The sequence below is a fragment of the Streptomyces sp. NPDC104096 genome, assembly GCF_055584385.1.
This window is the reverse complement of sequence record NZ_JBVJMD010000006.1, coordinates 249,709-275,485: the sequence shown is the minus strand read 5'-3', so window position 1 is coordinate 275,485 and position 25,777 is coordinate 249,709. Positions and strand designations below refer to the sequence as shown.

Below are 25,777 nucleotides of genomic sequence, written 5' to 3'. Positions count from 1 at the left end.
GTATCGGGGCGACCCTCCGCCTTGCGATCGCACGCACCAGACGCCGCCGGGCCCGCCCTTCGGGCGGACGACGCTACTTTCGAAACACGCCCTAGTTCTGCGGCGCGCCGAACCACTGGGTGGCCGCCTGCTCGAACGCGTCGCGGTCCGGGGTGGGTCCGCTAGCCCAGGCCACGACGCCGTCGGGCCGGATCAGCGCGGCACCCAGCCCGAGGTCGTTGCGCGCCGGGCCGGCCGCGTAGCGGATCCGGCCTGCCCACCCCTTGGCCGCGGCCTGCAGCGCCCGGTCGGTGCTGAAGTCGAGCACCACCGCCCGCCCTTGGCGCAGCAGTTCGCCGAGCCGGGTGCCGTCCTGGAAGCGGAAGTCCGGGGCGGTGCAGCCGATGAAGGGCTGCTCGCTGCCCAGGTCGTAGCGGTGGAACAGCCCCGACGTCTGCCGGTACACGTGGGTCGATCCTTCGGTGGTGCGCATCAGGTCGTGGACGAGCCGGCGCAGTGCGGGAGCGTTGGGGCCCGGGTTCATGGTGGCGACCTGGGCGCGGGACCAGTCGAGCACGGCGGCGCCGACGGGGTGGCGTTCGGTGGTGTAGGTGCCGAGCAGGCCCTCGGGCGCCCAGCCGCGCACGGTGGCGGCGAGTTTCCAGCCGAGGTTGACGGCGTCGCCGATGCCGAGGTTGAGGCCCTGGCCGCCCAGGGGCGAGTGGATGTGTGCCGCGTCGCCGGCGAGCAGCACCCGGCCCTCGCGGTACGTCGTCGTCTGCATCGCGCGGTCGGTGAAGCTGGAGGCGAGATGGACCTCGTTCAGCGTCACGTCGGTGCCGCTGATGCGGCGCAGGACCGTCTGGAGGTGTTCGCGGGTCAGCGGCCGGGAGCGGTCGAAGGCGGCGCCGTCGAAATCCATCATCCCCAGATGTCCTTCGAAGGGCGTACGCAGATACATGCCGTTCGGGGTCAGGTTGAACCCGAGCGGCAGCTGATCGGGCTCGGCGAAGGCGACCTTGGCGACGTAGCCGGTGAACAGCGGCTCGGTGCCCACGAATTCGAAGCCGGCGAGCTCGCGTACGGCACTGCGCCCGCCGTCGCAGCCCACCAGCCAGCGCCCCTGGTACTCCTGGCCGCCTGCCGTGACGAGGACGGATCCGGCAGCCTGCGCGACGGCTGTGACGGGGGCGTTCCGGATGACCTCGGCTCCGAGCGCGGTGGCCCGCCCGCACAGTACCGAGCCGGCCGCTTCCAGGCTCGTCATGAACCCCTCCATCGCCGGGCCGGGCAGCCGGGGCGGGAGGGCGGCTGTGTCGATGTCGGCCGCGGTGAGCGTCATGCCCGCGAAATGGCTCAGCTCACGGGGGCCGGGCGCCTCGACCGCTTCCCGGTCCGCGCCTAGCTTCTGCGGGTCGACTCCCGAAGCCTGCGCCATCGTCTCCAGGAGGCCGCGGCGGTATAACGTCTCGGCCGATCCGGCGTTCAGACCCCGTAGCCCGAGCGGGAGCGCCTTCAGGGGCGAGGTGGGTTGCGGGTCCCGCTCGAGGACAAGAACCGAGCAGCCGGACAGGGCCAGCTCGCCGGCCAGGAACAGGCCGACCGGGCCGCCGCCCGCGATCACGACGTCATGCATGAGAGGTGTCCCTCCGGGAAGCGAACGACAAGGTCACCGGGCCGGATCGGCCAGGTCAGCGCAGTTGGGCGAGGCCGTCGAGGATGACGGCGATGCCGGTGAGGAACTGCTCGCGGTCGTCGTGCTCTCTCATCTGGCCGACGACGGCGTGCATGAACGGGTAGGCCTGCGGGTCGAGCTCCTGCCAGGCGGCCGACGCCGCGTCGAAGAACTCCTCGCGATCCTCGGTGGGGTCGATCCCCGAGGTGTCCCCCTCGATGCGGGCGTTCTGGCTGACGGCCCCGAGGATGTAGTGCACGAGTGTCGAGGCCGCGTCGAACCACGAGGCCCGCGGCACGCCCAGGGCGTCCATCTGCCCGCCGATCCGCTCGAAGATCCCCACCGTCACCGGGCCGACCGGATTCCGGACGATCTGCAGGGTCAGCCGCGTGGCGAGCCACCGGTGTGCGGCGATCGCGTCGAACAACGCCAGCGCGACCACACGGATCTCGTCCCCGGGCGTGGCCGCGGTCCCGGCGGGCCGGGTCGCCAGCGCCGCGCCGATCACGGTTTCCGTCGCCAGGTCGAGCAGGTCGTCACGGGTGCCGACGTGGTAGTAGATCGCCCCGGAACCGGTGGACAGCCGTTCGGTCAGCGCCCGGATGGTCAGCGCGCTCTCGCCGCCCGCATCGAGCATCCCGACCGCGGCGTCGATGATCTGCTCCCGGGAGAGCACCTGGTTGCGCCGCTGTGGCCGGCCCGCTCGCGTCGTCATACCTCGATGGTGCCACGTTTGGTGCAGCGCTCCAAATTGGTTCGTCGTACCAAAATGCCGAGCAGTGAGCCGATCCGCCCCGCCTCGGCAGGAGCGGATCGGGCGCAGGCTGGAGAGGGGAAACCGGCAAAGGAGGCGAGCTGCCCATGGGTGCCGTCGACATCGTCGTCGTCCTGGTCTCGGCCGTGCTGATCGGCGCGATGGGCTGGTACTTCTTCGGCCCGCGCCGTGCCGGTGCCGCCCGCCTGGAAGGCGGGGTGCAGCGAGTGGAAGTGACGGTGCGGGGCGGCTACAGCCCCGACCTGATCAAGGTCCGCCAGGGCATGCCGGTGGAACTGGTCTTCGACCGGCAGGAAGCCGGCGAATGCACCTCCCGCGTGGTCTTCCCCGACCTGAAGGTCGGTGCGGGTCTGCCCGCCCACACCCGTACCGCCGTGCGGCTGAACCCGGACCGGCCGGGCTCCTTCGGCTTCGCCTGCGGGATGAACATGATCCACGGCACGCTTCTGGTCGAACCCGAGGACGACTCGACAGCGCCCACGCCGGACGTGCACGCCGCCACTGCCGCACCTCCACCTGCTCTTCCCACTGCCACGGGCGGCCCGTCGGCAGGTGAGGAGCGCACGGCGGCCGAGTCGGAGGCCGCGGACGCCGCCGAGCGGCAGGCGGAGATCAAGGACCTCACCCGCAGGGTGGCGGTGGGCGCCGTGCTCACCGCTCCGGTGCTGTTCGCGGTGATGGCGCACGAACTGTCCGGCGCCACATGGGTGCCCGGCCGGCTGCTCGACCACGGGGTGCAACTGGCGCTGATCACGCCGGTGATGTTCTACACCGGGTGGCCGATCCACATGACGGGCTGGCTGACCCTGCGCCACCGGGCCGCCGACATGAACTCCCTGATCACTCTCGGCACGTCGGCGGCCTACGGCTACAGCCTCCTCGTCACCCTCGCTCCGGGACTGCTGCCGCAGGACCTGCGGGAGGTCTACTTCGAGGCCGTCGGCGTCATCCTGACCCTGATCCTGCTCGGACGGTTGCTGGAGGCCCGGGCGAAGGCCGGCACGGGTGAGGCCATCCGCGCCCTGCTGGGCCTGCAGGCCCGCACCGCACGCGTCGTGCGGGACGGAACCGAGAGCGAGGTCCCCATCGAGGACGTCGTGGTCGGAGACGAGCTCGTCATCCGGCCGGGCGAGAAGATCCCGGTGGACGCCGCGGTCCTGTCCGGCTCGTCCGCGGTCGACGAGTCCATGGTCACCGGCGAACCGATGCCCGTCACCAAGCACACGGGGGACACGGCCATCGGCGCCACCGTCAACGGCACCGGGTCCCTGCGGGTGCGCGCCGCCAAGGTAGGCGCCGACACCATGCTCGCGCAGATCATCCGCCTGGTGCAGCAGGCCCAGGCCTCCAAGGCCCCCATCCAGCGGCTCGCCGACGCGGTGTCCGCGTACTTCGTACCCGCAGTGATCGCGGTCGCGATCGGCACCTTCGCCGTCTGGTTCACCCTGGGCCCCTCACCCGCGCTGACCCTGGCACTCGTCTCCACGGTCGCCGTGCTGATCATCGCCTGCCCGTGCGCCCTGGGCCTGGCCACCCCGCTGTCGGTGATGGTCGGCACCGGCAAGGGCGCCCGGGCCGGCATCCTGATCCGCTCGGCCGGGGCCCTGGAGACGGCGCACAAGCTGGACACCGTCGTGCTGGACAAGACCGGCACCGTGACCGCGGGCAGGCCCGTCCTGACCGACGTCCACCCGGTCGGCGGATTCGACGGGACGGCGCTGCTGGAGCTGGTCGCCGGAGCCGAGGCCGACAGCGAGCATCCGCTCGCGCAGGCCGTCGTCACCGGTGCCCGCGACCGCGGTCTCAGCCCCTCCGCGACGACCGGCTTCGACTCGGTCACCGGCAAGGGCGTCCAGGCCACCGTCGCCGGGCACGCCGTCCTGGTCGGCACGGCCGGGCTGCTGGGCGACGTCGGCATCGACACCACCGCCCTGGCCCCCGTCGCCGCCGACCTGTCGGCCCAGGGCAAGACTCCCGTCCTCGCCGCCGTGGACCGACAGCCCGCCGGCGTGCTCGCCGTCGCCGACACGGTCAAAGAGGACTCCGCGGCCGCCATCGCGGCCCTGGATCAGATGGATGCCGACGTCGTCATGCTCACCGGTGACAACGCCCGCACCGCCGCCGCGATCGCCGCCCAGGTCGGCATCAGCCGGGTCCTGGCCGAGGTGCTGCCCGGACACAAGGCCGACGAGATCCGCCGTCTGCAGAGCGAAGGCCGGACCGTCGGCATGGTCGGCGACGGCATCAACGACGCCCCCGCCCTGGCCGCCGCCGACGTCGGCCTGGCCATCGGCACCGGCACCGACGTCGCCATCGAAGCCGCCGACATCACCCTGATCTCCGGCTCGCTCGGCGGGGTCGTCACCGCGATCCGGCTCTCGAGGGCCACGATGCGCAACATCCGGCAGAACCTGTTCTGCGCCCTGATCTACAACGCCGTCGGCATCCCCCTCGCCGCCGGCGCCCTGTATCCGCTGTGGGGCATCCGGCTCAGCCCGATCATCGCCGCGGCAGCCATGGCGCTCAGCTCCCTGTCGGTCGTCACCAACTCCTCCCGGCTGCGCCGCTGGCACACCCGGCCGCTGCCCGACATCCAGCCCGCCCGCGTCCAGCCCCGTGTCGAGTCCGCCGCCGACCGCGCCCCGGCTGCCGGCAGCACGACCGCCCCGGCGGGCTCCGAGCACCGCGCGGCTTCTCGGAGCGACGACGACGGCATGGTCACGGACCCGGTGTGCGGCATGCCCGTGCACAAGGCGGCATCCGCGCAACACCGGCAGACCGAGCACGGCACCTTCCACTTCTGCTCTGCCCACTGCGCCGCCGCCTTCGACGCCGCCCCCGGCCGCTACGGCGCACCCACCACTGGTGGCACGCGCGAGGGAGGCGATCATCGATGACGCTCACCACAAGGCCGGTCACCCGGCCCGCCTGAACGAGACCGAAGGCCGGACACCCGGCACCGGCCGGGGCCGGGGGCGCCGTCCAAAGGCTGGCCGGCTGTCAGTGACGGCTTGCGGTTCGGCCTCCTCCGTGCGGCGGCCGGAGCCCGGAGAGGGTGACGTCGACGAGCCGGTGCACGGCTGCCTCCGTTGACAGCCCCCCTGCGGCGGACAGCGCGTGCAGGCAGTAGTCGGCCAGCTCGCCCGGGGGGACGTCGTCGCGCACCGCGCCCGCCTTGCCGGCTTCGGCGATGACCTCGCGCACCAGATCGTGCAGTTGCCGCTGGGCCTCGATGACGTGCCGGTCCCGGTGGACGAAGGCGGCGACCTCTCCGTCCCGGCGCCGCGTGTACGTGATGTGGGCGTACCCGCGCAGCACTCCTTCGAGCCGGGCCACGGGTCCGCCCGCATGGTCCCGGGCCTGGGAGAGCCGGCCCAGGTGGGCCGCGACGTGACGCTGGTGCCAGACGATCAGGATCGACTGGACGTCCGGGAAGTACTTGTACAGCGTCGCCCGCCCGATCCCGGCCTCTTTCGCGATCTGCGACATCGTCACCGACGTCAGACCGTGCTCACCCACGAGCGTGACGGTCGTCTCCATGACGGCGTCCTGCACGGCGCGGCGATGCGCCTCCATCGTCTCGTCCCAGAGCTTCGGCATAGCTCGAGGATACGCAACGACGAGGCCGTGACACTCTGCCTTGACAGAGACAAAGTGTATCGATAAATCTGAATGAGTCGATCCGGGCGAGGAAGGAAGGCTCCGATGCCCCACGCGCCACCCGTCGGGGTGACCCCTGACGAGAACCGCGCCGCGTTCGCGGACGGCTGGGCGATCCATGCCGTCGACGCCGTGACGGTCGGCAGTGCCCTGCCTGCTCCGGCCGACAGGCTCCGCGGCCGGCGAACCGGCCTGATCCGCCTGTGACGCAGGGCCCGTACCTGAGAAAGGAGCGGTCATGCCGACCGCGGAAGCCCGCCTCGTGACCGACCGCGCGAGCCGCTACCTCGTCCAACTCTGCCGCCATCTGCGCCGCATGCCCCGCATGAGCCACCGCCCGCCCGGCGCTCACGGTGAGGGCAGGACGCAGCCCGAGGTGCGGCACGTCGAGTTCACCGACACCCACGGCACCGTCCGTTTCGCCGACGGCCTGTGGCACCTGGACGCCGGCGCGGACGCGCTCACTCTGCGCGTCGACGCCGACGACGAGGAGGCGCTGCGGCGTCTCCAGCACGCGATCGCCGCGCGGATCGACAAGATCGGCCGGCGGGACGGACTGCGGGTGCACTGGCGGCGAGACGGGCCCGACGCCTTGTCGCAGGCGGAGTACGGCCCGGAGGGCGACACCGACGGCGCCGGCGTGGCCCGCCGCAGGCGGGGAGCGGCCCTGGGCTTGGCGGCAGGCGGGACAGTGATCGTCGCGGTGCACCTGGGGATCGGCGGCGCGGTGCCGGCCGACGCGAAGTGGACGGGCCGGGCGGTCGACGCCGTACTGGTCCTCGTCCTGGTGAAGCTGGTGTTCCTGGGCGGCCACCTCTTGCTCGGGCGGTCCGCGCTGCGCCGAGGCATCGTGTTCCGGCACCGCACGAAACATCGAGAGCGGGCCGACGCCACGGGCTGAACGCTGTGCACGACGGGGCGCTCGGTCCGGCGGAATCGAGCGGGGCTGCGTCGAGCGGGCGATGCGGACGCCTGCCGTACTGCACGGCGACAGACCCCGCTGTCTCCGCAGCCGTCTCCCGCCCGATCCGGAGCGTGAGGTCCGGGTCGGGCGGGAGACGGTGCCGTCAGTGGAAGGCGTGCACGACGGCATGCCCCTTGCCGCGGCCGATCATCCATCGGTTGACCGGCGTGGTGAGCACGAAGGCCAGAGCCAGGGAGAGCGCGAGCGCCGCCCAGAAGAGGAACTGGTCCAGGCCCGCGTCCATCGCGCCGGGCACGGCCACGACGACCGTGTTGTCGATCACCTCCATGACGGCGATGGACACGGTGTCCGCCGCCAGCGCGACCCTGAGCGCCTGGCGGACCGGCAGCCCGGCGCGCAGCACACCACGCATGGTCAGCGCGTAACCGAAGACGAAGGCGAGCGCGATGGACAGGGCGACCGTGGTCGCGTTGTGCAGGCCTGCGGCGGTACCGATGACCATGCCGAGGACTTCACCGATGGCGCATCCCGTCAGGCAGTGCAGCGTCGCCTGGGCGGCGGTGCGCCAGGACGTGCCGGAGCCATGGTGATCATGGCCGTCGTAGTGGTCATGGTGCTGGTGGTGTGCGGTGTGGTCCATCGTCGGCCTCCCCTTTGCCGGATCGTGTCACCCTCCTTAACTGCATACCCCCCTGGGGTATTTCCGTGCGAGCGGGACAGATCCAGGGAAATGTTTTGGGCTCGGGGACGAGCCTGTGGGCCCGGGGCGGCTGGGTGGCAGCCGCCCCGGGCCCGGCAAGGCCGAATGTTCGGTTACTTGCCGAGCATCTTGCCCATGTCGGTGATCTCGGACGACTGCGAGGTGACGATCGACTTCGCCATCGCCGTGGCGGGACCGTAGGCGCCCTTGGCCTGTTCGGTCTTCGCCATCTCGATCGCGCCTTCGTGGTGGCTGGTCATCATCTGCAGGAACGCCTTGTCGAAGGCGTCACCGGACAGGCCCTTCAGCTCGTCCATGTCGTCGTCCGACATCATGCCGGGCATCGACGAGTCGGAGTGGTCCATGCCCGGCATGCTCTCCATGCCGGACATGTCGGCGTCCGGGACCTTCGCGTCCCAGGCCTTCAGCCAGCCGGACATCGTGTTGATCTCCGGATCCTGTGCTTGCTCGATCTTCGTGGCCAGGTCCTTCACCTGCTGGGACTTCGCCCGCGAAGCGGCCAGGTCGGCCATGGCCACGGCCTGCCGGTGGTGCGGGATCATCCCCTGGGCGAACGACACGTCCTGCGCGTTGTGGCTGTTCTGCGCGGCAGCGCCGGTGCCCGAGGGGCTGGCGGTGGACATCGCCCCCATGTCGTGGCCCGTCCGCCCCGACGACGAGGAAGAGGAGGAATCGCTGTTGCCGCAGGCGGCCAGCACCACCACTGCGGTGGCGGCGGCTGCCAGGGCCACGGTCCGGCGGAGGAGGGAACGGCGAGGTGCCATGAGAGGTACAACTCCTTGAAGTGCCCGCGCCCACGCGCGGGAGAAACGGATGCATGCAGGCCGGAGCGCGCCACCCCGTCAGGAGGGGGGCGTGCGGGAGCCTCTAGATCCGCAGGAGCTGCAACTCGGAAAGATCGGGTGGTGCGCGGCCGTCAACCGACCCAGGGGTCCGGCGCCCGCCGACGAATGCCGCAGGTTCGACACGAGCGGTCAGACCGGGCGTCAGAGCGGGCGGGACATAAGCCGTGGACGTACCGCCTGCCGCGCAGGTCCCGCCGGCGTGGTCCATGGCCATGCCGCTGTCGTCGGCATCGGACAGATGCCGGCAGTCGTCACCGGCAACGTGGACCGGCGCGGGGTGGTGCCCGGGCGATTCCGCCGACACCATCATGTCGTGCCGGCCCGCGGCCGGCATGCCGGCAGGGGACAGGGCATGCATGCCCAGCACCCCCGCCACCAAGGCCAGGACCAGCCACATCCAGCGCACAGAACTCGCCCCGGAACCGGTGCGAGCGCTGGAGATCATGGGTTCATCGTATGAGGCTTCCTCCGGACCGGCAGCCGAACACTGCTCCAAGTGCCGCATCCCACATCGCCCTTCTCCCACCGGCGGACGCGCTCCTCGTCGGGGTGGCGTCAGCGACGTTGCGGTTCCGCTCGCCTGCCGCGCATGCGTACGACGGCGGCTTGGGCCCGTTCTCCGTCGACCCCCTCGACGTCGTCGGACAACCGCTGTCTGTGTCGTTCAAGCACGGCGAGCTGCCGTTCTCGCCGCTGTTGGTGTCTCCCGCCGTCCGGCAAAGCGCAGGCTTGCGGCGATGCCCACGGCCGTATGGCGCCGCGGCCGCCGCCGATGGCTACTTGATGCGCCGCGCGGGCAGGGTGACGGTGTGGAGCAGGTGTTCCAGTGGTCCGCGCCGGAAGTGACGGGTCCATACGCTTGCCGTCAGCAGTGCGGCTGCGATGAAGGCCAGCAGCACCGGCAGCGCGGACATGCTCTCGTCCTCGACCGCGGGGACGGACCAGACGTCGGTCAGGAGCCACAGGGCGACGACGTGAGCGACGTAGGCGGTCAGGGCAGTCATGCCGACGGCGGAGACGGGGGTCGCCAGCCGGGAGAGTCGGGGCATCCGGTCCGCGACCGTCAGACAGCCGGCCACCACCACGAGGGCGACGCCCGTGTTGCCGAGGACGGAGAAGGTGGTCTGGCTGTGCGGGGCGGCCACCAGAAGCCAGGCGAGCGGCGTGTCGCCCTCGGGCTCACCGACCGTGTCGGACCACCAGGCCGACGACGCCGCACCGCCGTTCGTGGCCGCGGCGACGGTGGTGAGTGCGTGCGGGACGAGGCGCAGCGCCAGCCAGGAGCCGCCGTAGCCGAGAACGGCCAACGCCCAGCCGGTCCAGGCGAGCCGGGACCGGATCCCGGGCCGGGTCAGGTCGAGACGGGCCACAGCCATTCCGGCGATCAGAAAGGGAGCCCACGTCAGCACCGGGTAGGCACCGGTGAACAACAGTTCCACGATGCCGTCCGTGCCACTGGTCCAAGCCAAGGGATCATGGGCGACGACGGTGGCCGCCCAAGCCCCGTCCTCGATCGACTTCCTTGCGGCATAGAGGAGTTGGGGCAGGGCGAGTGCGCCGGCGGCAGCGATGAGCGCGAGCGTCGCGGCACGTAACCTGTAGAGCGGGAGAACGGCCAGGAAGAGCAGGCCGTAGAAGCTGAGAATCACGTCGACCTGGGTGTCCAGGGCGGTCAGTGCGTATCCGAGCGCCATGAGTACGACGGCGCGGATCACGATCCTGGCCACGGCCTGCCGTCCCGCGCGGCCGGGTTGGGGCTGTGGGCGGCCGGTGATGATGACCAGGGAGAACCCGGCCAGCATCGCGAACAGGGCGGAGGAGCGGCCACGAGCGGACTCCAGCAGGAAGCCGACGGGACCGCCGACCGCGACGTCGGGGCCGACATGGGCGGAGTACATGCCGAGGACCGCGAGACCGCGGGCCAGGTCGATGCCGACCAGCCGTCCGGCTGTCGGGGCGCAGGACGCCGACCCCGGCAGTACCGCTTGCGGCACTGCCGGAGTTGTTTTGTGTGTCATGCCTTCAGGGTCTGCGGACAGCGCGGCGCGGCCCATCCGGCGGCCGTCCGAAGCCCACCGGCCGACGGGCCGGAACCGAACCGGCCTGCCGGCCGGTCCAGGTCGACGGTCAGCCGGATCCGGACCGCACTGCGCAGATGCGTCCCGGTCGGCGCGATACCCAGTTCAAGGCGAAGAGCGGAGCGCATGTGATCCGAGTAGTGGTGGTCGACGACGAAGCCCTCGTCCGTACGGGCTTCACCCACATCCTCAACGTCTCGGACGGCATCCGAGCGGTGGCGGCTGTTCCGGGCGGCCAAGCCGTCCGGACCGTGCGGGAGTTACGTCCTGACATCGTCCTTCTCGACATCCGGATGCCCGACGTGGACGGGCTGACCGTCCTGGCCGAGCTGCGCCGTATGCCGGATCCTCCGGTGGTGGCCATGCTGACGACGTTCGACACCGACGAATACGTCGATGCCGCGCTGCGGTCGGGCGCCGCCGGTTTCCTCCTCAAGGACACCGATCCCCGGCAACTGCCCCACCTGATCCGCACTTTGTCCGAGGGCGGAACCGTGCTTTCCGCACAGGTCACCCGTACCGTGGTGGACGCCTACCTCGGCCGCAGCGTCCGCGAACCCTACGCCATCCGTCTTGTCGCCCGGCTGAGCGGGCGTGAGCGCGGGGTCCTCGCCCTGATGGCCGAGGGGCTCTCCAACGTGGACATCGGTGACCGGCTCCACCTGAGCACCGGAACGATCAAGGGCCACGTCAGCGCCGTGTTCGAAAAGCTGGAGGTCGACAACCGCGTCCAGGCCGTACTGCTGGCCGAGCGTGCGGGACTGCTCGGCCCCGCCGATGACGGAGCAGCCCGGTGAACCCACGGCACCCGACTGCCCTGTCACCGGACCTGCCGCTGGTTGCCGCAGCACTGCTGGACCTGTGGGCCAACGCAGACGACGACAACCGGCCCGCGCTCGCCTCAGGTCTGCTCGCTCGCCACCCCGGCCTTCACCCTGCGCCGTCACCAGCCACAGCCGGCTTTCGCCCTTTGCGGCCATCTCATTTGGCGAGTCTGCGGTAGCAGATGAGGGTGAGGCGGCGATGTCGGTCGCACCCGCTCAGCCGGCCGAAGTGTTCTGTGCCGCCCCGCGCGCTTCGGTGAGGGCTCGCTGCCCGAGGCCGCCGCCGGACAACTGAATCCTGGTGGCGGCCAGGATGTCGTCCCTGCCGATGGTCCGCCCGGCCTTCCTGCGGGCGGACGGGGCCCGGGGGGAATCCTCGAGGAACGAGGGTGGGCCCGGTTCGCCCGACATCACCGGACTGACGGTACCGAAACGCCGGGCCCCCTCCTCGCGGACGACCATGGCCGCGTCCCGGGCGAGGTCCGTCAGGAACACGCTCGCGATTCCGTCCAGGTCGCGGACCATCGCCGGGACGGCCGTAGCCCCCTGGCTCCGCAGCAACTTCCTGACCCCGGCCTCGAACCTGTGGGCGCCGACCACAGCACTCGGTCTGCGCGACCCTCTGCGCTCCCGAACAGGCACGATGACACCCTCGGCGTCGTACAGGTCACCGGTCAGGCCATGAAACGTCGGGCTGTGGAGGTACCACTGGCACCCCACCTCGATCTCGACGTTCCGGTCGATGGCCGAGACGAGGTCCCGGGGAATCAGCTTCTTGCGGGCCTCCTCCGCCGCCGCTCTCCTCGCGCCGTCGATGATCTCCGTCAGCACTGTCCGCGTCACCGACGCGGCGGCCCACGCGGCCGACCGAGAGACGTGCATCGGGGTCACGTCCCTGAACACCGCTTTGACGAGAGAAGGCCTGAACGGCGGGACATCCATGACCGAGGCGGTCTCGGGGCCACTGTGCTCAGGGCGTACGGGCTGTGCGGTCATCGGAAGAAACGCTCCCCGCTGTCGGAGTTGTCAGAGGCCCACACTTCACCACGCAGACCCGCTCTCTTCCCCGTCCTCCGTCGAAGCGGCACCCGGTCAAGGGCCTGACGGGCACATCCCGACGGCCGGACACCTCGCGGGGGAGGTGGACCTGCGGGACCGTTCCCGTCCGATGCCGACGTTCCTTCGGCACCTCGGCGTCGATCTGCAGGCGTCTGGCCGACAGCGTGGTCGCAGATCGTGGAGTAGGACGCCGAGGCGAAGTCGTACGCCAGAGCCGGGCGTTGGTGGATCTGGGGCGCGGTGTACTGGCGCGGCGCGTTCGCGTCTTCGCGCGGCATGGCGTCGGCTTACGGCTTGGCCGGATGGAGGACTGTGGTCCGCGGTGGTGGTAGGGGTGCTTCGGAGGTGGGTCACGTGGCGGTCGCGAGTCCGACGAGGTGCCGGGCCGTTTCCGCAGGATCGATGATCTGGTGGAGGTGCGCGCCGGGCAGGTGTGCCACACGCCAGCCGCGTTCGTGTGCCTCGGCGGCGAGGTCGTCGTAGGGAGGGCCGAACAGCAGGTAGGAGCAGGGATGGTCGTCCCAGCCGTCGGGGACCGGGATGTGCTGCTCGTAGTAGGACAGCGGCAGAGTGGGCTGCTCCTCGATGACGGTCTGTCGCATCGTCGGATCGGAGAACATGGGTGCGACGTCTGCCTCGTCCCACCAGTCGGTCCAGCGTGGAAGACGGCCGTTCACGGCCATCGGACTGAGGAACGCCAGCAACTCGGGTGAGGCGACCGGGGTCGGTCCGATCAAGGCCGGCAGGGCGGCGTCGACGAAGATCGAGCTGGTCACCGGATGGCCGAGGCCCGAACGGATCGCGGGGAGGAACAGGCCTGCGTTGCTGTGTGCGACCAGCGTGACGGGGCTGCCGGCGGGGATCTGCCGGAGGCCGTCACGAACGGCGCTGACGATGCGGGGCCAGAACGGCGGAGGACCGGCGCCGATGTGCAGCAGCGACGGCACCTGTACCTGGTATCCCGCCGCCGTCAGATGTTCGGCCACGGGGCGCCAGGTCGAGGGACCCACGGACGGACTGTGCACAAGAACGAAGACCGGCTGCATGTGATGATCCTGTCGCCCGCGCCGTCGCAGTTGCGACAGGCTTGGCCGACAGCAGAACGCTCGACTTCGAAGAAGCTCACGCGCGCCTACCGCGCGCACACCGCGACGGCCCTGGACGTCCAGGTGGAGTCGAGCCCGGAGTCCTGGGATTTGGGCCGGGCACACCCTGGGGACACCGGCCCGCACTGCTTGCCGTCCACGATGCCGTCGAGGACGGCACTGCCTGCCGGGCGAAGCTGTCGGTGCGCGTCGCTGAGCCCGTCCTGTCCGACGACCGGATCCTCCAGCACGAACCTGCGGTGCCGGACTTCTGGTGGAACGGCCTCGCCGGGACCCTGGGGAAGGTCTCGGCCGCGCTGCGCCTTCTGCACTGGGAGAGATGGGGCTGTGCTCTGGCGGCGTCTGCGGGAGACTGTGGGGTGCCTACATCCAGCCCGCTCGCAGCCTACGACGACGTGCGTGCATATCTAATTGACCAGTTGAATCGCGCCCTGCGACGTCCCGGAATGTTCGGGAGGGAGTCGGAGCTGGCCTTGCGCATGCTGATGCATCACCTGCTGTACGTGGAGTGCCAGCCCGAGGCATTGACCGAGCAGCAGCGGGTCTGGGAGGAGCGTGGCGCATGGTCCAACATCGGCGTCGCGGGCGTGTTCCGCGAGCTGATCCCGGAGCGCTACTACGAGCACGGCATTGCCTCGGTGTATGCGGAGTTCGCGCACTGCCGCGGCTGGCTCAAGCCGGACCGCGTACTGGACCGTGACGAATACGCAGTGCTGCAGGGCGCGGTCCGCCAGTGGGCGGGAAAGGACCGCGTGTGGACGGACGTCGTCGATGAGTTCGGTACCCCGTCCGTTTCGCACAGCGCCGGTCAGCGGGGCCAGCACGTGCCATCCTGCCGTCTCGTAGAGGGCCCGGCCCTGCGGGGTCGCGACCAGCACGCCTGCCGTGGCTCCTTGTCCGGCTGCGATGTGGGCGAGCGTGAGCATCACCAGCTTTCCCAGACCGCGGCGTTGATGAGCGGGGTCGGTCTCGACCTGGTCGACGACGAAGGTGGTGCCGGTGACGGCGACTTGGCCGCGCGCGGCGAAAGCGCCGTCGGTGGTTCGGATCAGGGCGCGGGCGACGTCGGCCCGGGTCCAGGTGTCCAGTCGGTGGCCATCGGGGGTCGCCGGTGGGGCCTCGGTATGGGCGGTGCCTGGTGGAGCGGTCATCAGGAAGCCGGGTCCGCCGGCCAGGGACCAGCCGGGCCCTAGCCAGGGTTCGAGCATTTCCGGTGGTGCGGGTGTTTTCAGCCATACGCCGGGTGCTGTCGTGTTCTCGGTGATCGTGCGGACGGCTGTTTCATCGGTGGCTGACAGTACGTGTCGCACGACGTGCCCGGGGAGGCCCACGTCAACGGTGAAGCCCCAGGGAGTGGGGACGGGGTCGGCCGTGCCTCGCGAGACGGTCCAGCCGTGGATCCAGGCTCGCATGGCCTCGGCCGTGTTCATGAAAGGCAAAACGCCCCCCGGCGCAGGTGATAACTGTCTGGAATGTGCATCCATGTCGCGTGAAGATCGCCGGTCGTTGCCCGGTGAACAGCGACGCGGGTGGGGCCAGGAGTCGCTGGGACTTCCCGGCCGGTGGCGGTTCGTGCGTCGGTCAGGTGCCGGACGCCTTGGTGAACCGGATGGTGACGTCTTCCCGGTCGACCAGGTCCCAGAGCCTGTCGACGTAGTCGGGGCGGACGTTCTTGTACTGCAGGTAGTAGGCGTGCTCCCAGGCGTCGAAGACCAGCAGCGGGGTGCTGCCCTGGCCGACGTTGCCGTGGTGGTCGTAGACCTGTTCGACGATCAGGCGCTTGCCGAGCGGTTCCCGGGCGACCACGCCCCAGCCGGAGCCCTGGACGGACGCGGTCGCGACGGTCAGCTGCTTCTTGAACTGCTCGAAGCCGCCGAGGTGTTCGTCGATGGCGTCGGCGAGGGTGCCGTCGGGTCGGTCGCCGCCGTCGGGGGAGAGGTTCTGCCAGAAGATCGAGTGCAGGACGTGGCCGGAGAGGTTGAAGGCGAACGTCTTCTCCAGCCCGACCAGTGAGGCCGGGGTGATCTGGTCCTTGTCGCGGATCTCGGCGAGCTGTTCGAGGGTGTCGTTGGCTGCCTCGACGTAGGCGGCGTGGTGCTTGGCGTGGTGCAGTTCCAGGATCTGCCCGGTGATGGCCGGCTCCAGTGCGGCGTAGTCGTAGGGCAGGTCGGGAAGCGCGTAGGTGCCCATCAGGCACGTCCCCTTTCCGGGTGAGTGATCGTCCTGGGGCACCCTGCCGGTTCCGGCCGGCTCCGCCGCGGCGTGACGGCTGTGAGATGGATGCCGGCCGCCACCCTGACGAGGGGGTCGCACCAGTCGGACGGCTCTACCCGGCTGCCACGCACCGAGTGGGGCGCCTTTGTCATCGGGCTGGCCCTGCCTGCGCCGGTGCGGGCCGGCCGGTAGGACTCTGTGCCGGTTTCGGTGAGAGGCGTTGAAGGTGAGCCGGTCGATGACTGCTGCACAGACCCGTCCGGGCAGGCCCCGGGCCGAATGCCAGCGTTTTTCAAGCGCCGCAACGGAACATCGGCCGCGTCCTGGGCCCGGCCGCGGTCACGTGACCGGCCGCAAGCCCAGCCATGGGCGCTGGGCGAAATGCCGGGCTCCGGGGGCGGTGGGAACCCCCGGGGCCCGGCTCGGGGGTGCACGGTTAACGATCCGGGGCCCATACCGTCACGCGTCACCGGGGACAGGGCCGCGAGGACGAACCGGAAGGGCGGTCGGCGGCCGCACTGCGGACACCGGTGGATAGGCCTTCCGCGGGCCGCCACCTCGGTGCCCGCGACGGCTACCGTGCCGTCGTCTGCCGGCTGACTTCCGGCTCCTGATGGACATCTTGAACGGCGAGGCCGGCGAGGCGAGGTGTCAGCGCCTTGTCGAAGAGTTGAGCCGTCGTCCCGTCATGGACGTCATCGGATTCGCCGAGCGCCAGGCGCGACCGGTGCACTGAGGAGTCCGCCCGGGCTGGGGGAGTCTCCCGGGGGCGGTTGCGCGGTGACTTTGCCAGGGCACCAGTATGGTCTGGCATGACCTACGTGATCACCGCCGCTCACCCTGAAGACGCCACGGCGTTGGGGCCTTTGCACCTGCGCAACTGGCTGCAGAACTACCCCAGCGCAGATGCGGGGATCGATGAGTCCTGGATCCGTGAGCACCGCGGTTCGTCCGCCACTGCGGAAGGCGTCACGCAGTGGCGAGAGTTCATCGAGGTGGCGAACCAGCACTCTGCCCCGCACTTCTGCCGTGTCGTCCGGTCCGAGACGGAGATCGTCGGCTATCTCTGCGGCCACTGGGAAGAATCAGGATCGGTCACCCTCGGGCCGATGTATTTGCTGGACCATGCCCAAGGACACGGACTCGGTGGCCAGATGATGACCGAGTTCCTCGCATGGGCCGGACCTGCACGCATCCGCCTGGGGGTCGTCGACTACAACGAACGCGCGATCCGCTTCTACCAACGCCACGGCTTTGAGATCACGGGCGAGCGTTACCTCTGGCGAGGCAGGCTGCCGACCCTTCCCATGACCCGGGAGGCCCCATCGGCCGCCGAATGCGGCTCGACACAGACGTAGGGCCGTTCCCGGTCGCGGTATCGCCGTCTTTCGCCTGAACATCTCAAGCCACGTTGATCGGCAACTGCCGTCGAGACTCATCGAGAAGCGCCGTCCCTGGGGAGGTTCTGGCTCGCTTTCCGTGGAGGGCTGAGTGACCGTAATGTCGATCTCCAATGACCAGCAGCGAGAGGCTGACGTGAGCCAGTACTACGACTTGGGCGATCAGACCCTGTGGAACCCGTCCAGCGGGGCGTCGCGGCTGTTCATGAGCCAGGTCACCGTCTTTCAGGCCGAAGTGGGGCTGCCATCCGGCATCGGCCCCATGGAGGCTGATGAGTGTCAGATCGACCCCATCGCGTTCGCGGCGTTCGTCGATGCCCTGCTCGCCTGGCACAGCCAAACCAGGCACGCCGTCATAACCACCCTGTCCGAAGGGTTCGTTGCCACGGTGCTGGCCTTGGCTGAGACAGCGAACATCGAGGTGAGCCGGCAGGCGGCCAAGCGCGCCGAGAGCCACTGTCTCAAGACGGCTTCGGATCTCCGTGCGACGGAATGGACAACCGCACTGCAGCAGAAGTCACGGGAGCTCGTCCGGCACATGGCGCCCTGAGCTTCATCTGCCGGCACCTCTGGTGCCTCGGGAACGTGGTCCTACGTGCAGGGCGGGACACGCTTGCGGAGGAGTCGGCAGTCGGTGAGGCGGGTGATCAGGCTTCGGTGCTTGGTGGGACTGAGGTGGGTGAGCTGGGCGGATCCGTCTCTGCTTTATCCGTGTTGAGTTGGAGGGTTCGTGGAACAGTCGGGCAGACGTGGGCGGCCATGGCCAGGGCCATGTGGCGATGCCGGCCGGGGTCTCGGTGGACCTGAGTCGTCCGGGCAGCTCAGCCGTCTCGATCTCCACGGCACTGACAAGCATGGGCTGAGACGGCCTCCTGCGACGTTTTCCTGCGGGGCACGGATCCGGCCACGACACTGGACCGGTGAACGAGCACGCAGACGCACACGAGAACGAACGGCAGGCGACTCTGGACGAGTTGGCCGAGGGACTGCGCGTCCTCAAGCCGGGCGACCTGTCCGTCGAGGCCCCTCACACCCTCAACTTCCACGGCAGGACTGTGTACGTGACCGGTGAGCGGGCCACGGTCACCGTGACCGAAACACCCGCCGAAGTCAGCTGGCCGCTCACGGTCGGGCCGATTCCCGGCCCGGACTCGGCGCACCAACTGCGCCCGGAGGTCGGACAACGGCTGGCCGGTGCGCTCGCGGAGCATCGGTCCGTCCTGCTCAGTGGGCCCGGAGGAGTCGGCAAGTCGCAGACGGCCGCCGCCCACGTGCACCGGGCGGTGGACAGCGGCGTCAGCCGGTTCGTGCTGTGGGCGGACGCAACCGACGGCCCCTCTCTGACCGCCTCGTACGCCAAGGCCGCGCAGCGGCTGCTCCTGCCCAAGCTCCCGGATCGAGACCTCGACCGGCAGGCCGAGGCGTTCTTGGACTGGTTCCGCACCCCCGGGCCCTCCGCCCTGGTCGTCCTGGACAACCTCGCCGATCCGTCCTCCCTCGCCGACCGCCTGCCGCACAGCACCGCGGACGGCCGCAGGGTCATCGCGACCAGCCGACTGCGCGGGGCCTCCGTCGGCGGACTGATCGGCACCGTCGTGCCGGTCGGAACCTTCGAACCTGCCGAATCGCTCGCCTTCCTGCGCAAGCGCATCCTCGTCTCCGAGGTGGCCTACCTGGCGGACGAGGAGTACACGGCCCAGTTGTCCGAGCTTGCCGAAGAGCTCGGACACCTCCCGCTCGCCCTCGGGTACGCCGTAGCCGCCATGGTCACCAACGAACTGACCGCCGACGAATACCTGTATGAGCTGCGTGAACGGGCCGACAGCCTGGACGAGGCGTTGACCCCGGACCCTGGCGCCCGCAGCTTAGGAGTCACCGCGGCACTCCTGCTCTCCCTGGACGCGGCCCAGCGCCGCCGCCCTCAAGGTGCCGCCGCCCCCGCCCTGCGCCTCGCGGCCTGCTACGACCCCGTGGGTCACCCCGAACGTTTGTGGCAGGCGCAGGTGGTCCGGGACCTGCTGACCGGCCAGGGGGCCGAGGACTGGTCGGGCGCAGGCAGACGGGGCATCGGTGACGCCGCACTGCGGGTCCTGCACGAGTACGGGCTCCTCACCCACAGTCGGCGGGCCGAGCCGCGCGCCGTGCAGATGCACGCCCTCACCGCCAGGGCGGCCCGTGACACCCTCCGCCCCGACGAACTCGCCACCTGGGCCGCCTGCGCGGCCACCGCCCTGCTCGACCTGTGGCCCGAACATGACTACACCGACGCCGAGTTGGAGGAGGTCCTACGGGCGAACGCGCGTCGCCTGCACGCCAACCTCGGGGAACGGCTCTACTCCGCCCCGGACGGTCCCCGGCTGCTCACCCGCTACGCCCGCAGTTCCGCCTCCGCCGGGCTGCTGCGCGACGCTGTCGGCATCTGGGACGCACACGCCGAGACTACCGAGCGCCTGCTCGGTGTGGACGCGACGGAGACCATCGCGGCCCTCTCCGGCCGGGCCGAGACACTGGTCGCCGTCGGCGGCCACGCCGAAGGACTGGCCCTCGCCCAGGACGCCGCCGCGCGGGCGGCACGCACCACCGGCGAGGCCTCGGAGCCGCACCTGGGCGCGCGCCTGGTCGTGGTCCAGGCCCACAGCGCGGCCGGCCGCTATACGACGGCCGCGTCGCTGGCCGAGGGACTCGTCGGTGACGCGGTGTCCGAGCTCGGCCCAGGCCACAAGGTGACTCTCGGCGCCCGGCTCGCGGCGGCGGACGCCGAACGGCTCTGCGGCCGGCCGGAAGCGGCAGCCGCGTACGAACAGGCGATCCTGGAGCAGTCCGGCGCCTTCGAAGGCCTCGGCGCGGACGGCGATCTGCAGGTGGCGGGAGCGGTGCTGATCACCCGGTTGATGCGGACCGGGGACGCCCAGGCCGCCCGCGCGGGAGCCACGCAGCTCCTGACGCGCCGCGAAGCACTGCACGGCCCCGACCACCCCGTGACCGCAGGAACCCGGTACGCGGTGGCGGTGACCGCCCTGCTGACCGGGCGTGGCGAGGAGGCGCTGGAACGGGCCACCGCCGCTGCCGATGCCCTGTCGGCAACCCTGGGCGAGGAGCACGCGGTGACGCTGGATGCCCGGATGCTCGCCGCCTCGGCGCTGGTCGCGCTCGGCCGCCCGGCCGAGGGGGCCGCCGCCGGGGCGACCGTGCTCACCACCGCCGTCACCTCCCTGGGAGAGGACCATCCGATCGCGCTGCGCTGTGCCGCCGCGCTCGCCGATGCGCTGACCGCCGCCGGGCGTCTCGACGAGGCCCGGCCGCTGCTGGAACGCATCGAGGCACTGCGTATGAAGGTCCTGGGCGCGGCCCACCCGGACACCCGCGCCTCGCGGGCCAACCTCGCCGCAGCCAGGAAGTCCGAGGGCCGGCTGGCCGAGGCGGAGGCGATGCTGCGGGAGGTGTACGACACGGAGGCGGCACGGCGCGGCGAGGAGCATCCCGTGACCCTGACCGTCCGGCACAACCTGGCGCTGGTCCGGTCGGAGCTGGGGCATGCTGCCGAGGCCGCGGCGGACCTGGCCGAGGTCGTCCGTCGACGGTCCGGCCTGCTGGGCGAGGAGCACCCCGACACCCTGATCGCCCGCCAGTCCCTCGCGGCCGTCCGGGCGAGCAGCGGCCGTCTGCGGGACAGCCTCGAGGAGAACCGTGCCGTCCTGCGCATCCAGGCCCGTACCCACGGCCTCTCCCACCCCAGCACGCTGAACAGCCGGATCAACGCGGCCCTCGCCCTCCAGGGCTGCGGGCACACCGCCCAGGCCGTGGAGGAGGTTCGCGCGGTCGCCGCCGACGCGGCCGAGGTGCTCGGAGCGGACCACCCGATCACCCTGGCCGCCCTGGCGAACCTCACCGACGGGCTGTCCGGGCTCGGCCTGCACGACGAGGCCCTCGACCTGGCCCGCTCCCTCGCGGAGCGGGTGGCGTCGAGCAGGCCGCCCTCCGATCCTCTGGTGCTGTCGATGGGCACCGGGCTCGCCCGACGTCTCAGGGACGCGGGCCGTGCCGCCGAGGCGATCGCCGTCCAGGAACGGCTGCTCGCCGACGCCGAGGGCGCTTTCGGCAACGACCATCCGGCCGTCCTGCGCGCCCGCAGCGGCCTGGGCAACATGCTGGTGGAGACGGGAGACTTCCCGAGGGCGGTCGAGCTCGCCCGGACGACCCTGGTGGCAACCGTGGAGCGTTACGGGGAGGACCACAAGGAGAGCCTGACGGCCGCGGTCAACTTCGGCGTCGCCCTCCACGCGGCCGGGCTGGGCGAGCAGTCGGCCGCGGTGACCCGGGCCGTCGCGGAGACGGAGGAACGGCTGCACGGCGCGTCGGCGCCCGCCACGCTCACCGCACGGGGAAACCTTGCGGTCGCCCTGGCCCGGTGCGGCCGCACCGCCGAAGCGATCGAGATCGGACGCGACGTGCTCGCCCGCCGCACGGAACTGAGCGGCTCCGGCTCCCCGGACACGCTCAACGCCAAAGCGAACCTCTCGGTCTCGTTGCGCAACGCCGGCCGGTTCGACCAGGCTCTCGCGCTGGGCCGGGAGGTGGCCGAAGCACGACGGGACCTGCTCGGACCGGAACACCCGGACACCCTCAGCGCCGAGCTCAATCTCGCGGCGTACCTGTGGGACGCGGACCGGGTGGAGGAGGCGGTCGCCGTGGAGCGGCGCGTGCTCGCGATTCGCGAGACGGCCCTCGGCCCCGGACACCCCGACACCCGCCTGACCCGCAACAACCTGGCCCACAGCCTTGCGGCCCTCGGCGACAGCCGGACCGCCGCCGAGCTGCACGGCCGCAACGCCGAGCTCGCCGCCCGGCTGCTCGGCCCCGACCATCTGTCCGTCCTGGAAAGCCGCTGTGCCCGGGCCCGCGAGCTGGACTCGGCCGGTCGGAACACCGATGCGCTGAGGGAACTCGAGGACGTGGTGGCCAGGGCCGAGAGAGTCGGCGTGGATGCGGAGGACCGCTCCGCCTTCCGACTGCACCTCGCCCTCGCGTACGACGAGGCGGGCCGGGGCGTCGAGGCACTGGAGCTGATGCGGCAGGTCGCGTCGGAACGCGTCGAGCGCATCGGGGCGGAACACCGCGACACCCTCACCGCCCGCACCAACGTCGCAACACTGCTCGGGCGTCTCGGCCGGACCGGGGAGGCGCTGACCCTCCAGCAGGAACTGCTCGACATCCGCGAGCGGTTGTGGGGAGCGGACCATCCCGACAGCCGGTCCGCCCGCGCGGACCTGGCCGCGGCCACCTTCCGGGCAGGCCGGTTCGCGGCGGCAGTGGCACTGCTGGAACCGGTCGAGGCCGCACGGCTCAGCGCGCTCGGACCCGACGACCCCCGCGTGCTCGCACTGACCGCCAACCTCGCCGGGATGCGCTCGCGCGCCGGCTTCCCCGAGCCGGCCATCCCGGCCGAGGAGGACGTGCTGGCCCACCGCGAACGTCTCTACGGGGCACAGCACCCGGACACTCTGTGGGCCCGGGGCAACCTCGCCTCCAGCCTCCGACGCGCCGGACGCACCACCGAAGCCGTCCGCCATGCACGACAGGCCCACCAAGACGCGCTCGTCGTCCTCGGCGCAGGCCACTCCACCACGCAACGGATCACCGGTGTCCTCGCCGAAGCCCTGCTGGCCGCTGGTCGTCCCGACGAGGCGGCCGAACTCGCCGGCTCCGTATGGTCCGACGCCGTGGCCGCGGATGCCCCAGGGCACCCGACCGCCGTGCAGGCATGCACGATCCTGGCCCGGGTCGCGCTTGCCGTCGGGAACCCCGACCGGACGGTCGCGTTGGCGGCCACTGCGCTCGCCGCAGCCGTGGACACCATCGGCGCGGACCACCCTGACGCACTGATCCTCCGTCACCTCGCCGCAGTAGCAGCGGCGGACGGCGCCGGGCCGGACGCAGAGGTGGGCCAGGCACTCGCCGCGCTCGCTGCCGCAGTCGGTACACAGCATCCGGACCACGTCCAGGCGGCCCGGCTCAGCGGTGAGCGCTGAACCGGGACTGCTACGCGTGGGGGTATCTCACATCTGGATGTGTACCTCCGCGTTCGAGCCAGTGGAAATAGCGGCTTTGTCATGGAATGTGTTCGTGATGTGTGTCGTGTCGTTCGAGATCGTGTTGCGGGTCACCGACATCTGCGGGATCGGCGCCGATTCGCCCCGGGTCTGCCGCACCGCGTCCGCGAGCTGCTCCAGGAGTTCCTGAACGGCCGGATCGGCACGCAGCGCCTCCCCGATCGCCAGTTCCAGAGCCGTGCGCACCTCCGGGGCCAGCACCGGCAGCACCTGCCCTGCCTCGACTTCGGCCAGCTCGGCGGCCGGCCCCCCGCGCAGCTTCGCCATCACGGCGTTGTGGGCTCGGTTGCCGAGTTCGTCGATGGTCCCGTCGACGATCCCGTCCGCCTTGCCCCCCACCCGCTGCGCCTTGCGGACCGCCCACGCGAACACCATGGCCGCCGCGACTTCGACTCCGGTCATTCACATACCTCCGAGCAAGGGATCAAAGAGTCGCCGGATATCCGGATTGTCAGGAACCTAGCCGTTCGATGCCGCCTGCAGGCAGGTTCCGGTGATTTCGATGAGACTGCGACGCTCTACCGCGAGTTCGGCGTTCGGGCCAGGGGAAGTGGCAAGTAAGGCTGCTGCGCTTACTGTTGAATGAGCTGAGTGAATGAGGCTGCTGCTCTTCGACTTCGTCGGGCCATCAAACGCACTCAGGCCGTCACCCGTGAACGTGCCGCCACGGGACGTGGCTTGGAGGAAGCCGACGACGTCGCTGGCACGTTCGCCACGGACGGTGCGCTCGGCTTCGATCCAACCCCTTTCCTTCGGGCTCTGCACGAGGCCGGTTCCCAAGCGGTGGTGATAGGTCAGGTCGCGGGCATCATGCACGGCTCGGTGGAGCTGACCGGCGACCTCGACCTGCTGTGGGACGGCACGCCTGAGCAGGCACACGCACTGCGCAATGCCCTGGCTGCCACGGGCTGCACAAATCTGCCCGACCTTGGTCGTTCTCAGGTGGCCTACCAGGTGGCCAACGCCAGCGGCGACCTGTGCACGCCTGCCCTGCCCTGGGGCGACATGGGCACCGCCTCCTGCCTCGCCCGGGCGGTGAGCGCCCACGACCCGGCGGGCTTCACCATCCGCTACGCCGCCTTGGACGACCTGATCCATATGCGGCTCGCCCTCGGCCGCCCCAAAGACCGCCGCCGCGCGGAGGAACTAGCGCGCTTGCACCCCTGACCTTGTCTTTTGTCGTTTGAGAGAAGTGAATTGATTGCGTTCGCTGATGCTCTCGGGGCGTGTGGTCGTCTTCCCTGCGCCATGGCAGGGGGCGGGACGTCGGTTCTTCCATCCAAGTGGGGCCCCCGGGAACGGCGTTGAGGGTTTTGGCGCACGGGCGGGGCAGTGCGGGTGCGGGCGGAGGTCCCGAAACCCCCGGCGGACGCGGGCCGGTGTGGGCAGGGCGGGCTCAGTCGGCTCCTCCCAGGAGCGGCGCCACGGGACGGGGACGGGCTTGCGCAACACCCGGTCCGAGCGCATCCGTCCCAGTACCTCGACCGGAAGGCCATCGAGTAGGCAGGCCATGCGAGGAGCGTCGCCTCAGCGATATCGCCGTCGGGACCCAGACGAACCGTGTTCAGCAGCTGGCACCCGGAGGGGCGACCCGTCTCCAGGGTGGCGGCGAACGAGTACGGCCAGCCCGGGATGAACTGGTCGCCGGAGTGTCCACTGAGGCCATGAACGTTGCAGAACAAGCGGTCTGCGCTGCACGGAGTATCGGGGCGCAGCCAGTTGGTGACGTCGACCGCGAGGGCGAGCCGGTTGTCGGCGACTGCGGTCTGCGCGAGCACGGCCGGCGCGCGGCGAAGCACGCCTGCGTCGATGCGGCCGCAGTTCAGCGCGTCGTGCAACGCGCCGTGCCCACGACGCTGCTCGGCCAGCAGTGTCAGGTCCATTGGCGAGTTCACCGGCCCGTTCTCACAGCGCATCGCGTCACACAGTTCGCACAGGGTGCCACTGCGCCGGGTCAGGCACGTGTTGGTGATGTCGTCCAAGGTGCGGAACCGGGCTGTCGAGGCGGGTATGCGGAGGCCGTGCGCATCGAGGAGTGGGATGTCCTTGACGGCACGGCTGATGGTCATGGCGGTGGTGTTGAGGAGTTACTCGAAGAGTCCCTGAAGACTGCGCTTTCGCAGGTAGAGGATGGTGACCAGGGTCTGGCCGACGGGCGTGAGGCGGGGCGTGCGGCCTGTGCCCAGCGCGAGGTGGCGTGGTCCATCGAGGTCAAGGCCCTCGGCACCAACACGCGCAAGAGCCGCAAGGACGGCGTGGGTGAAGTGGACGTTCCGGTGGGCTTCGGCGGTGTGGTGTTTGTACCGGGCGCCCACATCGTGAGCGACGAGGACGGAATCGTCCTGCTCCCCGCGTGAACTCCACCGCGATCCGCAGGCCCGGCCCTCGCGCTCCCCGGCCGACCGC

The 25,777-nt window shown here is 70.7% G+C and carries 22 protein-coding genes and 3 pseudogenes; 9 read left to right on the top strand and 16 right to left on the bottom strand.

Annotated elements, in window-relative coordinates:
* Positions 1-91: 91 nt before the first annotated feature.
* A complete protein-coding gene (locus ACZ60B_RS10205) occupies positions 92-1,615 on the bottom strand; it encodes an FAD-dependent monooxygenase (RefSeq protein WP_469385551.1) in 1,524 nt (507 codons plus the stop codon).
* A 55-nt stretch (positions 1,616-1,670) separates the two neighbouring features.
* Complete coding sequence (locus tag ACZ60B_RS10200; protein WP_469385550.1) at positions 1,671-2,369, bottom strand: TetR/AcrR family transcriptional regulator; 699 nt, start codon at positions 2,367-2,369, stop codon at positions 1,671-1,673.
* Between the two features lie 146 nt (positions 2,370-2,515).
* Here ACZ60B_RS10200 and ACZ60B_RS10195 point away from each other — a divergent pair, with 146 nt between their 5' ends.
* A complete protein-coding gene (locus ACZ60B_RS10195) occupies positions 2,516-5,326 on the top strand; it encodes a heavy metal translocating P-type ATPase (RefSeq protein WP_469385549.1) in 2,811 nt (936 codons plus the stop codon).
* A gap of 103 nt (positions 5,327-5,429) precedes the next feature.
* Here ACZ60B_RS10195 and ACZ60B_RS10190 read toward each other — a convergent pair whose 3' ends face one another.
* On the bottom strand, positions 5,430-6,029 hold the full coding sequence (locus ACZ60B_RS10190) for a TetR/AcrR family transcriptional regulator (protein ID WP_469385548.1): 600 nt from the start codon (positions 6,027-6,029) through the stop codon (positions 5,430-5,432).
* Between the two features lie 105 nt (positions 6,030-6,134).
* On the opposite strand from ACZ60B_RS10190, the gene ACZ60B_RS10185 reads away from it, so the two are divergent.
* Together ACZ60B_RS10185 and ACZ60B_RS10180 are read left to right on the top strand one after the other, a co-directional pair.
* Positions 6,135-6,296, top strand: a complete 162-nt coding sequence (locus ACZ60B_RS10185; RefSeq protein WP_469385547.1) for a hypothetical protein — start codon at positions 6,135-6,137, stop codon at positions 6,294-6,296.
* Between the two features lie 31 nt (positions 6,297-6,327).
* Positions 6,328-6,990, top strand: coding sequence for a DUF2218 domain-containing protein (locus ACZ60B_RS10180; RefSeq protein ID WP_469385546.1), 663 nt, complete (start codon positions 6,328-6,330; stop codon positions 6,988-6,990).
* 166 nt (positions 6,991-7,156) lie between these two features.
* Here ACZ60B_RS10180 and ACZ60B_RS10175 read toward each other — a convergent pair whose 3' ends face one another.
* The 4 genes from ACZ60B_RS10175 to ACZ60B_RS10160 all read right to left on the bottom strand — a co-directional run bounded on the left by ACZ60B_RS10175 (position 7,157) and on the right by ACZ60B_RS10160 (position 10,598).
* Complete coding sequence (locus ACZ60B_RS10175; protein WP_469385545.1) at positions 7,157-7,654, bottom strand: DUF4396 domain-containing protein; 498 nt, start codon at positions 7,652-7,654, stop codon at positions 7,157-7,159.
* 173 nt (positions 7,655-7,827) lie between these two features.
* Positions 7,828-8,499, bottom strand: coding sequence for a DUF305 domain-containing protein (locus ACZ60B_RS10170; protein WP_469385544.1), 672 nt, complete (start codon positions 8,497-8,499; stop codon positions 7,828-7,830).
* Positions 8,500-8,602: 103 nt separating this feature from the next.
* Positions 8,603-9,025, bottom strand: coding sequence for a DUF6153 family protein (locus ACZ60B_RS10165; protein ID WP_469385543.1), 423 nt, complete (start codon positions 9,023-9,025; stop codon positions 8,603-8,605).
* 331 nt (positions 9,026-9,356) lie between these two features.
* Positions 9,357-10,598 carry a DUF418 domain-containing protein gene (locus ACZ60B_RS10160; protein WP_469385542.1) on the bottom strand — a complete coding sequence of 414 codons (1,242 nt, stop codon included), beginning with the start codon at positions 10,596-10,598 and terminating at the stop codon, positions 9,357-9,359.
* 188 nt (positions 10,599-10,786) lie between these two features.
* Here ACZ60B_RS10160 and ACZ60B_RS10155 point away from each other — a divergent pair, with 188 nt between their 5' ends.
* Positions 10,787-11,455, top strand: coding sequence for a response regulator (locus ACZ60B_RS10155; protein WP_469385541.1), 669 nt, complete (start codon positions 10,787-10,789; stop codon positions 11,453-11,455).
* A gap of 243 nt (positions 11,456-11,698) precedes the next feature.
* Here ACZ60B_RS10155 and ACZ60B_RS10150 read toward each other — a convergent pair whose 3' ends face one another.
* From ACZ60B_RS10150 to ACZ60B_RS10130, 5 genes are all read right to left on the bottom strand, one after another.
* Complete coding sequence (locus ACZ60B_RS10150) at positions 11,699-12,478, bottom strand: hypothetical protein (protein ID WP_469385540.1); 780 nt, start codon at positions 12,476-12,478, stop codon at positions 11,699-11,701.
* A gap of 413 nt (positions 12,479-12,891) precedes the next feature.
* Positions 12,892-13,551, bottom strand: a complete 660-nt coding sequence (locus ACZ60B_RS10145; RefSeq protein WP_469385539.1) for an alpha/beta fold hydrolase — start codon at positions 13,549-13,551, stop codon at positions 12,892-12,894.
* A 122-nt stretch (positions 13,552-13,673) separates the two neighbouring features.
* A complete protein-coding gene (locus ACZ60B_RS10140; protein ID WP_469385538.1) occupies positions 13,674-13,877 on the bottom strand; it encodes a hypothetical protein in 204 nt (67 codons plus the stop codon).
* A gap of 177 nt (positions 13,878-14,054) precedes the next feature.
* Positions 14,055-14,798 carry a GNAT family N-acetyltransferase gene (locus ACZ60B_RS10135; protein WP_469385561.1) on the bottom strand — a complete coding sequence of 248 codons (744 nt, stop codon included), beginning with the start codon at positions 14,796-14,798 and terminating at the stop codon, positions 14,055-14,057.
* 430 nt (positions 14,799-15,228) lie between these two features.
* Positions 15,229-15,837, bottom strand: coding sequence for a superoxide dismutase (locus tag ACZ60B_RS10130; RefSeq protein WP_469385537.1), 609 nt, complete (start codon positions 15,835-15,837; stop codon positions 15,229-15,231).
* Between the two features lie 836 nt (positions 15,838-16,673).
* Here ACZ60B_RS10130 and ACZ60B_RS10125 point away from each other — a divergent pair.
* Both ACZ60B_RS10125 and ACZ60B_RS10120 read left to right on the top strand, forming a co-directional pair.
* The gene (locus tag ACZ60B_RS10125) at positions 16,674-17,219 is read left to right on the top strand and encodes a GNAT family N-acetyltransferase (protein ID WP_469385536.1); all 546 of its coding nucleotides are present in this window, start codon (positions 16,674-16,676) and stop codon (positions 17,217-17,219) included.
* 178 nt (positions 17,220-17,397) lie between these two features.
* Complete coding sequence (locus ACZ60B_RS10120) at positions 17,398-17,811, top strand: DUF6086 family protein (RefSeq protein WP_469385535.1); 414 nt, start codon at positions 17,398-17,400, stop codon at positions 17,809-17,811.
* 97 nt (positions 17,812-17,908) lie between these two features.
* On the opposite strand, the pseudogene ACZ60B_RS10115 reads toward ACZ60B_RS10120, so the two are convergent.
* A pseudogene (locus ACZ60B_RS10115) lies at positions 17,909-18,067 on the bottom strand (IS701 family transposase); the annotation flags it as partial.
* Positions 18,068-18,181: 114 nt separating this feature from the next.
* Between ACZ60B_RS10115 and ACZ60B_RS10110 the strand changes: the two are divergent.
* Positions 18,182-23,290 carry a tetratricopeptide repeat protein gene (locus tag ACZ60B_RS10110; protein ID WP_469385534.1) on the top strand — a complete coding sequence of 1,703 codons (5,109 nt, stop codon included), beginning with the start codon at positions 18,182-18,184 and terminating at the stop codon, positions 23,288-23,290.
* A 27-nt stretch (positions 23,291-23,317) separates the two neighbouring features.
* On the opposite strand, the gene ACZ60B_RS10105 is transcribed toward ACZ60B_RS10110, so the two are convergent.
* Positions 23,318-23,773 carry a hypothetical protein gene (locus tag ACZ60B_RS10105; protein ID WP_469385533.1) on the bottom strand — a complete coding sequence of 152 codons (456 nt, stop codon included), beginning with the start codon at positions 23,771-23,773 and terminating at the stop codon, positions 23,318-23,320.
* A 276-nt stretch (positions 23,774-24,049) separates the two neighbouring features.
* On the opposite strand from ACZ60B_RS10105, the gene ACZ60B_RS10100 reads away from it, so the two are divergent.
* The gene (locus tag ACZ60B_RS10100) at positions 24,050-24,538 is read left to right on the top strand and encodes a hypothetical protein (protein ID WP_469385532.1); all 489 of its coding nucleotides are present in this window, start codon (positions 24,050-24,052) and stop codon (positions 24,536-24,538) included.
* Here the strand turns inward: ACZ60B_RS10100 and ACZ60B_RS10095 are convergent.
* Together ACZ60B_RS10095 and ACZ60B_RS10090 are read right to left on the bottom strand one after the other, a co-directional pair.
* Positions 24,518-25,353: pseudogene (locus tag ACZ60B_RS10095) on the bottom strand (transposase). The gene ACZ60B_RS10100 and the pseudogene ACZ60B_RS10095 overlap by 21 nt on opposite strands.
* A pseudogene (locus tag ACZ60B_RS10090) lies at positions 25,342-25,575 on the bottom strand (ISAzo13 family transposase); the annotation flags it as partial. The pseudogenes ACZ60B_RS10090 and ACZ60B_RS10095, both read right to left, overlap by 12 nt.
* On the opposite strand from ACZ60B_RS10090, the gene ACZ60B_RS10085 reads away from it, so the two are divergent.
* Positions 25,564-25,728, top strand: a complete 165-nt coding sequence (locus ACZ60B_RS10085; protein ID WP_469385531.1) for an RraA family protein — start codon at positions 25,564-25,566, stop codon at positions 25,726-25,728. The pseudogene ACZ60B_RS10090 and the gene ACZ60B_RS10085 sit on opposite strands and share 12 nt — an antisense overlap.
* The last annotated feature ends 49 nt before the right edge of the window (positions 25,729-25,777 follow it).

Coding starts and splice junctions, on each gene's coding strand:
- ACZ60B_RS10180 (WP_469385546.1), top strand. CDS start 6,328: ATGCCGACCGCGGAAGCCCGCCTCGTGACCGACCGCGCGAGCCGCTAC.
- ACZ60B_RS10160 (WP_469385542.1), bottom strand. CDS start 10,598: ATGACACACAAAACAACTCCGGCAGTGCCGCAAGCGGTACTGCCGGGG.
- ACZ60B_RS10170 (WP_469385544.1), bottom strand. CDS start 8,499: ATGGCACCTCGCCGTTCCCTCCTCCGCCGGACCGTGGCCCTGGCAGCC.
- ACZ60B_RS10195 (WP_469385549.1), top strand. CDS start 2,516: ATGGGTGCCGTCGACATCGTCGTCGTCCTGGTCTCGGCCGTGCTGATC.
- ACZ60B_RS10205 (WP_469385551.1), bottom strand. CDS start 1,615: ATGCATGACGTCGTGATCGCGGGCGGCGGCCCGGTCGGCCTGTTCCTG.
- ACZ60B_RS10150 (WP_469385540.1), bottom strand. CDS start 12,478: ATGACCGCACAGCCCGTACGCCCTGAGCACAGTGGCCCCGAGACCGCC.
- ACZ60B_RS10175 (WP_469385545.1), bottom strand. CDS start 7,654: ATGGACCACACCGCACACCACCAGCACCATGACCACTACGACGGCCAT.
- ACZ60B_RS10130 (WP_469385537.1), bottom strand. CDS start 15,837: ATGGGCACCTACGCGCTTCCCGACCTGCCCTACGACTACGCCGCACTG.
- ACZ60B_RS10190 (WP_469385548.1), bottom strand. CDS start 6,029: ATGCCGAAGCTCTGGGACGAGACGATGGAGGCGCATCGCCGCGCCGTG.
- ACZ60B_RS10165 (WP_469385543.1), bottom strand. CDS start 9,025: ATGATCTCCAGCGCTCGCACCGGTTCCGGGGCGAGTTCTGTGCGCTGG.
- ACZ60B_RS10135 (WP_469385561.1), bottom strand. CDS start 14,798: ATGACCGCTCCACCAGGCACCGCCCATACCGAGGCCCCACCGGCGACC.
- ACZ60B_RS10125 (WP_469385536.1), top strand. CDS start 16,674: ATGACCTACGTGATCACCGCCGCTCACCCTGAAGACGCCACGGCGTTG.
- ACZ60B_RS10185 (WP_469385547.1), top strand. CDS start 6,135: ATGCCCCACGCGCCACCCGTCGGGGTGACCCCTGACGAGAACCGCGCC.
- ACZ60B_RS10105 (WP_469385533.1), bottom strand. CDS start 23,773: ATGACCGGAGTCGAAGTCGCGGCGGCCATGGTGTTCGCGTGGGCGGTC.
- ACZ60B_RS10200 (WP_469385550.1), bottom strand. CDS start 2,369: ATGACGACGCGAGCGGGCCGGCCACAGCGGCGCAACCAGGTGCTCTCC.